This is a genomic window from Streptomyces sp. NPDC058646 (genome assembly GCF_042716875.1).
Taxonomy (GTDB): domain Bacteria; phylum Actinomycetota; class Actinomycetes; order Streptomycetales; family Streptomycetaceae; genus Streptomyces.
Window position 1 is genome coordinate 1 of sequence record NZ_JBHXRK010000035.1, and the last position, 12,366, is coordinate 12,366.

At 71.3% G+C, this 12,366-nt stretch carries 12 protein-coding genes; 4 read left to right on the plus strand and 8 right to left on the minus strand.

From position 1 onward, the window contains the following. Positions 1–108: 108 nt before the first annotated feature. The 5 genes from ACFWUZ_RS31545 to ACFWUZ_RS31565 form a co-directional block, all read right to left on the minus strand. On the minus strand, positions 109–834 hold the full coding sequence (locus ACFWUZ_RS31545; protein WP_384380554.1) for a hypothetical protein: 726 nt from the start codon (positions 832–834) through the stop codon (positions 109–111). A 44-nt stretch (positions 835–878) separates the two neighbouring features. Next, the gene (locus ACFWUZ_RS31550) at positions 879–2,225 is read right to left on the minus strand and encodes an AI-2E family transporter (protein WP_384380557.1); all 1,347 of its coding nucleotides are present in this window, start codon (positions 2,223–2,225) and stop codon (positions 879–881) included. Between the two features lie 119 nt (positions 2,226–2,344). Continuing rightward, positions 2,345–3,064, minus strand: coding sequence for a transglycosylase SLT domain-containing protein (locus ACFWUZ_RS31555; RefSeq protein WP_384380559.1), 720 nt, complete (start codon positions 3,062–3,064; stop codon positions 2,345–2,347). A gap of 423 nt (positions 3,065–3,487) precedes the next feature. Beyond that, positions 3,488–4,804, minus strand: a complete 1,317-nt coding sequence (locus ACFWUZ_RS31560; protein ID WP_384380562.1) for a PhoH family protein — start codon at positions 4,802–4,804, stop codon at positions 3,488–3,490. Between the two features lie 344 nt (positions 4,805–5,148). Then, positions 5,149–5,910, minus strand: a complete 762-nt coding sequence (locus tag ACFWUZ_RS31565; protein WP_384380565.1) for an isoprenyl transferase — start codon at positions 5,908–5,910, stop codon at positions 5,149–5,151. 125 nt (positions 5,911–6,035) lie between these two features. On the opposite strand from ACFWUZ_RS31565, the gene mgrA reads away from it, so the two are divergent. Then, positions 6,036–7,073, plus strand: a complete 1,038-nt coding sequence (mgrA, locus tag ACFWUZ_RS31570; RefSeq protein ID WP_384380568.1) for an L-glyceraldehyde 3-phosphate reductase — start codon at positions 6,036–6,038, stop codon at positions 7,071–7,073. A 142-nt stretch (positions 7,074–7,215) separates the two neighbouring features. Here the strand turns inward: mgrA and ACFWUZ_RS31575 are convergent, their stop codons facing one another. After that, a complete protein-coding gene (locus tag ACFWUZ_RS31575; RefSeq protein WP_384380571.1) occupies positions 7,216–7,989 on the minus strand; it encodes a prepilin peptidase in 774 nt (257 codons plus the stop codon). A 98-nt stretch (positions 7,990–8,087) separates the two neighbouring features. On the opposite strand from ACFWUZ_RS31575, the gene ACFWUZ_RS31580 reads away from it, so the two are divergent. From ACFWUZ_RS31580 to ACFWUZ_RS31590, 3 genes are all read left to right on the plus strand, one after another. After that, positions 8,088–8,456, plus strand: coding sequence for a DUF192 domain-containing protein (locus tag ACFWUZ_RS31580; protein ID WP_384380728.1), 369 nt, complete (start codon positions 8,088–8,090; stop codon positions 8,454–8,456). Positions 8,457–8,571: 115 nt separating this feature from the next. Further along, positions 8,572–9,189 (plus strand): SMI1/KNR4 family protein, encoded by a 618-nt coding sequence (locus tag ACFWUZ_RS31585; RefSeq protein WP_384380574.1) that lies wholly within the window; start codon positions 8,572–8,574, stop codon positions 9,187–9,189. 272 nt (positions 9,190–9,461) lie between these two features. Further along, on the plus strand, positions 9,462–10,748 hold the full coding sequence (locus tag ACFWUZ_RS31590) for an extracellular solute-binding protein (protein ID WP_384380577.1): 1,287 nt from the start codon (positions 9,462–9,464) through the stop codon (positions 10,746–10,748). Positions 10,749–10,907: 159 nt separating this feature from the next. Here the strand turns inward: ACFWUZ_RS31590 and ACFWUZ_RS31595 are convergent, their stop codons facing one another. Both ACFWUZ_RS31595 and ACFWUZ_RS31600 read right to left on the minus strand, forming a co-directional pair. Then, positions 10,908–11,531, minus strand: coding sequence for a hypothetical protein (locus ACFWUZ_RS31595; RefSeq protein WP_384380580.1), 624 nt, complete (start codon positions 11,529–11,531; stop codon positions 10,908–10,910). 406 nt (positions 11,532–11,937) lie between these two features. Continuing rightward, positions 11,938–12,261, minus strand: coding sequence for a nuclear transport factor 2 family protein (locus ACFWUZ_RS31600; RefSeq protein WP_384380583.1), 324 nt, complete (start codon positions 12,259–12,261; stop codon positions 11,938–11,940). Positions 12,262–12,366 lie beyond the last annotated feature (105 nt).

Consider the following 12,366-nt stretch of genomic DNA (forward strand, 5'->3'; position numbering starts at 1 on the left):
GCCGGGGGCCCCCCGGGGGGGGGGGGGGGGGGGCCCGCCGGGGTTACCCCCCCCCCGTCGGGGGGGGGCCCCGGGGGGCGGGCCCGGCCCGGGGGCCCCCTTCCGCGTTCACTTCTCCAGGGCCGCCATCAGGGCCCGCATGTCCTTGGCCATCGCCGTCTTCAGCGTCTGCCGGTCGGGCCTGGGCCGGACCGGCTCGCCGCCGTCCCCGTCCTGCTCGTCCGGCGCCGGCCCGTCGCCGAGGAAGACCAGATGCAGGGTGAACACCGCTCCGCCGGCACGGACCCGCAGCCGCAGGTCGTCCTCGTCTGACTCCCCCGGGGTGTTGACGAGCGCTTCGTCACCCAGGCCGGGCACCGGCTCCCAGGTGGTGCCCTCTTCGGAGTACATCCAGTCGTACGTGGTGCCCACGGCGAACTCGGCCGCCGGGTCGGACTTCTTGTGGAGCTCGACCTCGGCCTGGACGAAGTACGATTCCTCCCCGGCCGCAGGGGCACCGGATCGGCTGCACGCCGCCCGGTCCAGCACCTCGTGCCGGCCCTCCGTGGGCCGGCCCGAGGAGGCCAAGAAGCCGTCCAGGACCTCGCCCAGGGCCGCCAGTTCCATCTGCGCGCACAAGTTGTCCGTGGTCCGGTGGCCGATCTCCGGCGCCGTCAGGCGGTCGCCGTAGAGGTACAGGCCGCCCGCCCACGCGGTGGAGGTGGCCAGGACGGCCGCCAGCACCCACTGCCACGGGCGGCCGGGCGGCCGTTCGCGCGGCGGTCCCGCTCCCTGCGCCACCTCGGCCGGCCGCACCGGCTCCCACTGCCCCTCCAGCTCGGGCTCGCTGATCATCCCCGCCCCCCTCGTTCCGCAGTCCGGCTGTTCCGCCGGACCGCCTAAGTCCCGGGCTCCGCCCGGCCGTCCGGCACCAGGCCCGCCGCCGTCGCCCCGTGCGGCGCCGGCCCGACCGCTCCGGCGCCCAGGTGGTGCTGGTCGCGCGAGTACGCCTTCAGGTAGCCCACCGCGGTGTTGGTGACGGCGACCAGCGGTACGGCCACCACCGCACCGCCGATGCCGGCGACCATCCCGCCGGCCGCGACCGAGAGCACCACGGCGAGCGGGTGGACCCGTACCGCCCGGCCCAGGATGAAGGGCTGGAGCACGTGGCCCTCGATCTGCTGCACCGCCAGGACCACCAGCAGCACCATCAGGGCGCTGAACACGCCCTGCGTCACCAGCGCCACGACCACGGCGAGCGCACCGGAGACCACGGCTCCGACCAGCGGGATGAAGGCGAACAGGAAGATGAAGACGGCCAGCGGCACGGCCATCGGCACCTTGAGGAAGTAGATGCCGAGGCCGATGAAGATGGCGTCGATGAGCGCGACGAGCACGGTGCCGCGCACGTACGCGGTCAGCGTGCGCCAGGCGCGCGGACCGGCGCCCGCCACGCCGGGCCGGGCCGCGGCCGGGACCAGGCCGAGCACCCAGGTCCAGATGCGCTTGCCGTCGTAGAGCAGGAAGAGCGTGGAGAACATCGCGAGCAGGATGCCCGTCAGGACCTCGACCAGGACCGTCACGCCCTGCAGGCCGGCGCTGGTGATCTGCTCGGTGTTGGTGCCGATGGTCTCGCTGAGGTTCTTCGCGATGTCGTTGATCTGCTTCTCGGTCACGTGGAAGGGACTGTCCAGTGCCCAGAGCTTGAGTTCGTCGATGCCGTCGCGGACGCGGTCGGAGAGGTCGTCCAGGTTCTCCATGACCTGCCAGACCACGAACCAGCCGACGAGGCCGATGACCACGAAGCCGAGGATCGCGGTGACGGCGGTGGCCAGTCCGCGCGGCAGGCCGAGGCGGCGCAGCCGGACCACGAAGGGCTGCAGCAGCGCGGTGACGAGCAGGGCCGCGGCGAAGGCGAGGACGACGAGGCGGACCTCGCTGATCACCTTCATCAGCACCCAGAGCATCCCGGCGAGGAGCAGCAGCCGCCAGCTGGCCTCGGCGGCGACCCGCATGCCCCACGGGACCACGCTCACCGGGTCGGGACGCCCGGGAACCCCGGCGGCCGCTACGGGGACCACCGCGGGCGCGGGCTCCGCGACGGCCGGCCGCGGGGCGGACGTGGCGGGGCGCGGCAGGTCACCGGCGGTCTCGGCCTCGACTTCGGCGCGCCGCTCGTTGAGGCGCGCCTCCATCCGGTGCAGCCTGCTCCCGAGCCGGCCGAGCCAGCCTGCCCTCTTCGCCATGTCGTTCCCTTCCCCCCGTCCGGTACGCGGGCACCCGAAGACCGTACACGCGGGGAGCCCCGCACCGTCGAACGGTGCGGGGCTCCCCGAGGTCGGACGGACCGCGGCTGCGCGTGTGTCTAGTACCAGTTGTTGGCCTGGTGGAAGGTCCAGGCTTCGCACGGGCTGCCGTAGCGCTCGTTCATGTAGTTCAGGCCCCACTTGATCTGCGTCGCGGGGTTGGTGCGCCAGTCGGCGCCGGCCGAGGCCATCTTCGAGCCCGGGAGCGCCTGGACCAGACCGTAGGCGCCCGAGGACGAGTTCACGGCCTTGTAGTTCCAGGTGGATTCCTGGTTGATGATCTTGGAGAAGCACTGGAACTGCCCCGCCGGGACCATCTGCTGGGCGATGGCCTTGACCTCGGCGACCGTGTACGAGCTCTGGGCCGCGAAGTCACCGGCGTCGCGGGCGGCGGAGCGGCTGGCGACCTGCTCCTTCTCCTCGCGTTCCTTCTTCAGCCTGGCTTCGTCCGCGGCCTTCTTGTCGGCTTCGGCCTTCTCCGCTTCCGCCTTCTTGGACTTGGCGGTCTCGGCGGCCTGGAGGCGGGCGGCCTCCTCGGCCGAACGCTTGGCGTCGGCCTCGACGGCGTGGACGATCGCGTCGGCCTGCTGCGTCAGGGATGCGCTCTGGACCGCGGCCTGGTCGCCGACCGGGATCTCGGCGAGGAGAGTCGCGCCGGACGCGGTCGTCTCGAGATCGTTCGAGGAGGTGTCGCCAGTGGCGACGCCGACGACTGCGCCAACGGTGGTGACCGCGGTGGCCGAAGCCACGGCGAACCCCCGGACCGAGATCCGGCTCACACGGTGTCCTTCCAGCAGCGTCCGCAGTGACCGGGCGGGCGCAAGAGTGCCCCTTGACACTGGCCTCCGTGATGGTGCGGTCACTGGAGGCGCGGGCCCGTGGACAACTCCCTTGCGGGGGCTGCCGCGTGATGCTCCGGGCGGCATACGGCGAACGGCTGTGGAGTTGTGGTGCTGCGCGTACCTCACGGGAGATACAGGTGTGCCGTATGCGGGGCCTGACGGAAAACAGACTCTGCCGGACCCCGACGCCGCAGGGCAATTCTGGGGTGCGTGGGAAAGGTCACACCTGGCATGTCGGCGCTGTTTTCACCAAAGGCCTGTGCAGCGCGACGCCGCCCGGCTAAGCTTCTCGGCCTTTGCCGGGCGGCGTCAACTCATCCTCCCGCTATGCGTTTTTTGACCCTTTCACCCCGTCAGGGGCTAGAGGCTCTCGAGCATCTCGGTGACCAGTGCGGCGATCGGGGAGCGCTCGGAACGGGTCAGCGTGACGTGGGCGAAGAGCGGATGCCCCTTCAGTTTCTCGACGACGGCCACGACTCCGTCGTACCGGCCGACCCGCAGGTTGTCCCGCTGGGCGACGTCGTGGGTCAGGACGACCCGCGAATTGGCGCCGATGCGGGACAGAACGGTCAACAGGACGTTGCGTTCCAGGGACTGGGCCTCGTCCACGATCACGAAGGCGTCGTGCAGGGAGCGGCCCCGGATGTGCGTGAGGGGCAGGACCTCCAGCATCCCCCGGTTCAGCACCTCCTCGATGACCTCGCGCCCGGCGACCGAGGAGAGGGTGTCGAAGACCGCCTGTGCCCAGGGGCTCATCTTCTCGGAGGCGTCCCCGGGCAGGTAGCCGAGGTCCTGGCCGCCCACCGCGTACAGCGGCCGGAAGACCATCACCTTCTGATGCTGCCTCCGCTCCAGCACCGCTTCCAGGCCGGCACACAGGGCCAGCGCCGACTTTCCGGTACCGGCCCGGCCGCCCATGGAGAGGATCCCGATCTCCGGGTCGAGCAGGAGGTCGAGCGCGATGCGCTGCTCGGCGCTGCGGCCGTGCAGCCCGAAGGCCTCGCGGTCGCCGCGTACGAGCTTCACGTTGCCGTCCGCCGTGACCCGGCCCAGCGCCTTGCCGCGCTCGGACTGCAGGACGAGTCCGGTGTGCACGGGCAGTTCGGCGGCTTCCGGGACGTAGAGCCGCTCCTCGGAGTAGAGGAGGTCCACCTGTTCCCCGGAGAGGGACAGCTCGCTCATGCCCGTCCAGCCCGCATCGGTGATCGCGAGTTCCGCCCGGTACTCCTCGGCGATCAGCCCCACGGAGGAGGCCTTGATGCGCAGCGGCAGATCCTTCGAGACGACCGTGACGTCGTAGCCCTCGGCCTGGAGATTGCGGGCGACGGCGAGGATCCGCGAGTCGTTGTCCCCCAATCGGAAGCCGGCGGGCAGGACACCGGGGTCGGAGTGGTTGAGCTCGACGCGCAGGGTGCCGCCCAGATCGCCCAGCGGGATGGGAGCGTCGAGACGACCGTTGCGAACCCGGAAGTCGTCGAGCAGGCGCAGGGCCTGGCGCGCGAAGTAGCCGAGTTCGGGATGGTGCCTCTTTGCCTCCAGCTCGGTGATCACCACGATCGGGAGCACGACCTCGTGCTCGTCGAAGCGGGTGATCGCGTTGGGGTCTGCCAGCAGGACGCTGGTGTCGAGGACGTAGGTCCGCCTGTCGGGCAGGCGGCTCTTAGTGCTGGTCACCACGGAAGGACGTACCCCCTCGGAAGAGGTCGGGCCATGAAGACCGGACCGGTCATCGGCACCCATGCCAGGGCCGATTTCCGGCCCTCCACTGCGTCCGTGCGAACCGCACGTGCGTCCTGGTGCAAAGGGCCTCCCGGGCGGACGACCCCATGCCGTCCGCTGAGATTCGACACCCGTGGATCGGACGTCGACCTGCAAGGGATATTCCCCGAACAGGCCCGGCCATGCCATGGCATATGACGGACGCTCGGTGAATCCCTGGTGAAGGCTTCCGGGGGGTCGGCGCGGCGTGGTCCCGAGGAGGGCGGAGGGTGGTCCGAAGGGGCGTCAGGCGCCCCTTCGGCTCAGGTCCCGTACCGCCGGTGGCGCGCGGCGTAGTCGCGCAGGGCCCGCAGGAAGTCGACCTTCCGGAAGGCCGGCCAGAAGACCTCGCAGAAGTAGTACTCCGAGTGCGCGCTCTGCCACAGCATGAATCCGGACAGCCGCTGCTCGCCGCTGGTGCGGATCACGAGGTCCGGGTCGGGCTGGCCGCGCGTGTAGAGGTGCTCGGCGATGTGGTCGATGTCCAGGATCTCGGCGAGCTCCTCGCAGGAGGTGCCCTTCTCCGCGTGCTCCAGCAGCAGGGAGCGGACCGCGTCGGCGATCTCCTGGCGGCCGCCGTAGCCGACGGCGACGTTGACGAGTATCCCGTCGACGTCGTGCGTGGCCTGCTCGGCCTCCTTCAGGACGGTCTGCGTCCGGGCGGGCAGGATGTCGAGGTTGCCGACGTGGTGGACGCGCCAGCGGCCGTCCGCGGCGAGGCCCCGTACGGTGTTCTCGATGATGTTGAGCAGCGGGCGGAGCTCGACCTCCGGCCGGTCCAGGTTGTCCGTGGAGAGCATCCACAGGGTGACGACCTCGACGTCCGTCTCGGTGCACCAGCCCAGCATCTCGGAGATCTTGTCGGCGCCGGCCTGGTGGCCCTGCTCCGTGGTGCCTCCGGACGCCTTCGCCCAGCGCCTGTTCCCGTCCAGGATGACGCCGATGTGCTTGGGCACCGCGTCATGGTCGAGGCGGCCTTCCACCCGGCGTGCGTACAGCCTGTACACCAGGTCGCGCAACTTCACGATCTTCCAGCCCCTCCGTGCAATGCCCCCGTGCGATTGCGTACCCCCCGAGTGCGCCACATTACTGCGCAGCGGGATGCCCTACCCAACTCGGTCTGTCACAAGTCCGTGATAGGGAGGACAACGTGACTGATACCAATCCCTATCGGGCAGAGCCCTCGCGCTACGACTCCATGCCGTACCGGCGCACCGGCCACAGCGGCCTCAAGCTCCCCGCCATCTCCCTCGGCCTCTGGCACAACTTCGGTGACGACAAGTCCCTGGCGCCGCAGCGGGCCATCCTGCGCCGGGCCTTCGACCTCGGCGTGACCCACTTCGACCTGGCGAACAACTACGGGCCGCCGCCCGGGTCCGCCGAGCTGAACTTCGGCAAGATCTTCGCCCAGGACTTCGCGTCCCACCGCGAGGAGCTGGTCCTGTCCACCAAGGCCGGATACCTGATGCACGCCGGTCCGTACGGCGAGTGGGGCAGCCGCAAGTACCTGCTCGGCTCGCTCGACGCCTCGCTGAAGCGGATGGGTGTGGACTACGTCGACATCTTCTACTCGCACCGTTTCGACCCGGAGACCCCGCTGGAGGAGACCATGGGCGCCCTCGCGTCCGCGGTCCAGCAGGGCAAGGCGCTGTACGTCGGCGTCTCCTCCTACACGGCGGAGCAGACGGCCGAGGCAGCGGGGATCCTGCGGGAGATGGGGGTGCGGCCGCTGATCCACCAGCCCTCGTACTCCATGATCAACCGCTGGACGGAGGAGGACGGCCTGCTGGACACCCTGGAGGAGAACGGCATGGGCTGCATCTCCTTCGCGCCGCTCGCGCAGGGGCTGCTGACCGGCAAGTACCTGAAGGGGATCCCGGAGGGCTCGCGGGCCTCCCAGGGCAAGTCCCTCGACCCCGGCCTGCTGTCGCAGGACGTACTGCGCCGGCTGACGGGGCTGAACGAGATCGCGGTGCGGCGCGGGCAGTCGCTGGCGCAGCTGGCGCTGAACTGGGTGCTGCGCGACGAGCGGATGACCTCGGCCCTGATCGGCGCGTCCAGCGTGAAGCAGCTGGAGGAGAACGTGGCCGCACTGGCCGGTGCGCCGCTTTCGGAGCAGGAGCTGAAGGAGATCGATTCCTTCGCGGTCTCCACCCCCGGCACCAACATCTGGGCCCAGCGCGGCTGACCTGCACCGATGGCGTGCGGGGCCGCGGAGGCCGGGTGGAACGAAAAACGGGCCGGTCCGTGGGGGGGATACGGACCGGCCCGAGGGGGGGGTTCCACCATAACCCTTCGTAAAGCATCCTGCGTGCATTGCCGCGCCACGATTACGCTCCGAAACCACCCAGCAGCACTCCGGTGAAGGCCCCGGCCGCCATGAAGGGGCCGAAGGCGAAGTGTCGCGTCCGGGCCGCCGGGCCCCGCAGGACCAGGGCGAGGCCGTATCCGGACCCGTAGAGGAAGCCCAGGAACGCCCCCGCCGCCCATACCCCCCACCCGTACCACCCAAGAGCGACCCCCAGCGCGAGCGCGAACTTGACGTCCCCGAAGCCCATGCCCGCCGGGTTGATCAGGAAGAGCAGCAGGTACCCGGCCGCCAGCGCCGCCCCGCCGAGCAGCGCGAGCCGCCAGGACCCGGCCGCCCCGGGGAGCAGGGCGGCGGCGCCCAGTGCCGCGGCCGTCACGGCGGCGAGCGGCAGGGTCAGTACGTCGGGCAGCCGGTGCACGGCGCGGTCGACCAGGGCCGGCAGGACGAACAGCGGGGCGAGCGCCACGTACGCGGCCGTCTCGGGGCGGGGCCCGGCGGCCGCGGCGAGCGCGGCGCACACCGCCCCGGTCAGGGCGGCGGGGGGCAGCGGGCCGGCCCCGTAGACGTGCCGGGCCGCCGTCGCGACCGCTGCGGGTGCGGGCGGCGCGGTCCCGGCCGGGGCGGGCGCCCGGCAGCGGGCCGGGCCGAGCCAGCCGGCCAGCGCGTGCCCCTGCGGACAGCGGTCGCGCCAGGGCTCGCCCGGGGCCACGGAGAGCCGGTACGCGGCGCGGGGCAGCAGCAGCCCGGCGGCGGCGCCGTACCCGGCGGCGAGGACGATCAGCACCACACCCATGCGGCGACCGTAGCGACTGCACCGCCAGCCCGCCGGAGGTTCGGGGCACGGGGCCCGTTCACCCCCGCAGGACGCCCCCTAAGGTGGCGGCCATGGCGATGGCGAACTGGCGCGACGGCGGGGCCACCCTTCGGGTCGGGGCGGTGGCGGTCCCGCTGGAGGTCGCCGCCTCCTACCGGGCGCGGACCCGCGGGCTGCTCGGGCGGGACGGCATCACGGGGGCGCTGCTGCTGACGCCCGCGGCGAGCGTCCACACCTTCGGGATGCGGTTCCCGATCGACGTCGCCTACCTCGACCGGCGGCTGCGCGTCCTCGCGGTGACCACCATGGCCCCCGGCCGGCTCGGGCTGCCCCGCCCGCGCGCCCGGTACGTCCTGGAGGCCGAGGCGGGCGCGATGGCGGGCTGGGGACTGCGCGTCGGGGCCCCCGTCCGGGTGGAGCCGTCCGCCGGCCCCGCACCCGGCTGAGACGGCTCCCGCGGGGCCGCACGGCCGGGCGCGGCCGACGGGTGGGACGGGGCTGGGCCCGGTGTCGCGCGGGCGGTAGGTTGGGGCGGTTGAGCTGGGGTGTCAGGGGAGCGGCATGACGGAGAACGCGCGGATCAAGGCGCTGGAGCAGATCATGCCGGCGACGCACGGCGCCGACGAGGACATCGACTGGCAGGCGGCCGAGGCCGTCTGGGGCACCCGCTTCCCGGCCGATTTCATCGCGTTCATGGGCCGTTTCGGCGCGGGTTCCATCAACGGCGAGGCGAGCATCCTGCTGCCGCTGCCCAAGCCCGGCCTCCAGTGGGACCCGGCCGGGATGGCGGAGGAGACCGGCAACGCCCGGCAGATCTGGGAGGCCGAGGGCGGCCGGTCCGCCTTCGACCTGGACCCGGAGTCGGTCATCGCCTGGGGCGTCACCGGCGGCTCGGACATCCTGTGCTGGCTGACCACCGATCCCGACCCGGACCGCTGGCCGGTCCTGGTGTGCGGGCGGCACACGGCCGACTCCTTCGCGGTGTACCCGTACGGCATGGCCGAGTTCCTCTACCGGCTGTGCTCCGACGAGTTCGACGTGAGCCCCGTCAGCATCACCTTCTGGGACGGCGGCCACCTCAGCTTCGTGCACTGGCGCAAGGCCCAGCGGCGCTGGCAGGAGGGCCGCAACCCGGAGACGGGCGAGCCCGACCCGTACGCGGGCGACTTCGCCGACTAGTCCCCGGGCCCCGTCGAGCCCCTTCACCCGTTCCCTGACCGGAAACGGGTGATTCCGCATGTCTACGCGCGTCCCGATGGCCGATCACATATCGGAAAACACCAGTCGGAAATCGCCCAGTTGGAGCATTGACCACAAGTACGGCCCCAATGGAACCAACCGCCCGCCCTCGGGAGAGAATTTCGGCCAACGGGCCACGGAAGTACACCCCCCAGCCCGGAGCAACTCACGAGTAGTAACGGGATCCAAAAGAAAATCAGGGGAATACACCCGTGCGACGAAGAATTTTCGGAGCGGCCGCCACCACGGTCGTGTTCGGTCTGCTGATACCACTGTCCGGATGCGGAAGTGACGACGACGGTGCAGGTGACGGCGGTACGCTGCGTCTGGTCGCCGCGGAATACGGAGACACCCAGGCCACCAGTTCCAAGGCTTTCTGGGACAAGCTGACGGCTGATTTCACCGCCGCCCATCCCGGCATCAAGGTCGAGGTCCAGCTCCTGCCGTGGGCCGACATCGACCGTGAGGTCTCCCGTATGGTCAACACCGGGAAAGCGCCGGACATGGCCCTCATGGGCTCGTACTCCGACTTCGCGGCCCAGGGCAAGCTCTATTCCGCGGACCAGCTCCTCTCGGTCACCGCCGAGGCGAACTTCCTGCAGCCGCTCGCCGAGGCGGGATCGGTCGGCAGCACCCTCTACGGGCTGCCCTTCGTGGCGAGCAGCCGCCTGCTCTTCTACAACGAGGCCCTGTTCGCCAAGGCCGGCATCACCAAGCCGCCCACCACCTGGAACGAGCTCAAGGCCGCCGCGAAGGCGCTCAAGGACAAGGGCGTGAAGTTCCCCTTCGCCATGCCCCTGGGCCCGGAGGAGGCGCACGCCGAGGCCATGATCTGGGAACTCAGCAACGGCGGCGGCTACGCCGACAGCAGCGGCAACTACAACCTGGCCTCCGAGCAGAACATCGACACCTGGCGATGGGTCAAGGGCAACCTCGTCGAGACCGGCCTGACCGGGCCCGTCCCGCCCTCCCAGCTCAACCGCGCCGACGCCTTCGCGGCGTTCCTGCGCGGCGAGGTCGGCATGCTGAACGGATACCCCTCGCTGGACCACGAGGCGCGCGCCAAGGGCATCGGGGTCGGCGCGGTCGCCATGCCGGTCTCGGACGGCCTCGGAACCGGGGAGAACCCGCCGGCCGTGGGCGTCGCCGACTGGATGATGGCCTTCAAGCAGAACGGCAACCGCCAACAGATCGGAAAGTTCGTCGAGTTCCTCTACCAGGACAAGAACCTGACGGACTTCGCCAGCCGCTACCACCTGCTGCCTTCGACCACCAGCGCCCTGCGCACCCAGGACGGCGGCGGCCTCAGCAAGAACGACACGCAGTTCCTGACCGCCCTGCGGGGGGCCCAGCTCTACCCGGTCAACGACCCGGCCTGGGTGACGGTCAGCGACACCATCAAGCGCAACATCGGCCGGGCCGTGGAACCGGGCGTGGACCCGAAGGTCGTCCTCGAGGACATCGCCGCCAAGGCGAACCAGGCCTCCAAGAAGAACTGAGCGTCCCCCTGACACGGGACCTTGGACCCCTGCCGCATCGCACCCCGTGCGGCACCCTGGCTGTTGCGGCACTCGATCCGAGGCCCCGGCCCAGTCGCCCGCCGAGCACCCACAAGGTGCGCGGGGCGGCCGGCCCCCGTCCCGCCACCCACCCGCCGGTCAGCGCCGGCCGTTGTCCGGGGCGAAGGCCGTGCGGTACTGCTCGCAGTTCGAGTTCCAGGGCAGCTTGCCCGACAGCGTCCCGTAGCCGGACCGCGTGACCGACCATTCCACCGTGTACTCGCCGGTGTCGCACGCGATCCGCTTGCCGCCCGTGACCTTCTCGCGCCCCGTCGCCGGCTGCCCGGTCAGCTCCCGGTCCACGACCGCGACCTGGACCCCCTCGGCGCTGCGCAGCACGGCGTGCACGACGATCGCGTGCGTGTCGTCCTTGGTGGTCAGCGCCTTCTTCACCAGGGCCGAGTCCGACACCGACCAGGCGAATTCGTACGAGGGCTGCCAGGCGAGGCTCTTGGGGTCGGGGACCTGGCGCTCGTAGTCCGGGGCGCCCGAGGGGCCGGGACGGGTGACCGTCCGGTACTGGACCCCCGGGTGGAAGCGGAACTGCCCCTCCACCTTGTGCATCTCGTCCTTGGTCCACATCGACTTCATGGTCTTCTCTCCGCCGGCCGGGTCCTGGAGGTAGACCGTGCCCTCGGCGGCGGTGGCGGACTGGCCCAGGAGGGGGGCCAGGGCGCTCGCGGTGGCGGCGAGGGCGAGAGCGGCGATCCGGGTGCGGTTCATGCCCGGCCCAACGGGCCGCTCCGGCGGGCCGGAACGACACCGGCGGCGCATTCACCCGTACGTGCGGGCCGCTGCTGCGGTGGTCGTGGCACTGCTCGCGCAGGACGGGGTGCTCGACCTGGACGCACTGGTGCCGACTGGCCGGAGTTCACCGGGTACGGCACGGGGCACCTGACGGAGCGGCAGCCGGTCTCCCCCCAGGGTGTCGGCACGGCACAGCGCGCGGCGGGTGCACTGGGCTGGGCCGACCCTGCCACCGGGACGGCGTACGGGTACACGCGCCGCCGTTACGGCTTCCCGGGCGAGCGGCCACGGAGAACGAGGCCCCGGCGGCGGCGGTGCTGGAGGTGGCGCGTTCGCGGTGAGGGCCGACGGGCCGACGGGCCGACGGGAGGGTGCGGCCCGCTCAGGCCTGGCCGGTCTCGAAACGGCTGATCAGACCGTCGGAGCCGACGAAGAACTGCCAGGACGTGAGCATCTCGCCCCAGGTGTCGTTGCGGTAGCCGACCACCAGCCGGCGGCCGTCCTCGGACTCGGAGCGCACGTCCATGTGGCCGCCGGAGGAGAAGATCTCCTTGTCGGCCCACTGGTGGAGCTCGCGGTCCGATCCGTCGTCGGACATCGTGGCGTCCGGGGCGAGGTTCGCCTCGAAGGCCTGCCGGTCACCGTCGTTGACGGCGGTGACGAAGGCGCGGACGGCGGGGTCGGAGAGCTGGCTCGGTTCGATCACTGGGTCCTCCTGGTCGGACGGGCGCGTACGGGGCGGCGTGCGCGGCTGCGTACGCGACCAGGGAACACCGTGGGCACGACCGGGGTGTCGACCCTCACCCGTTCG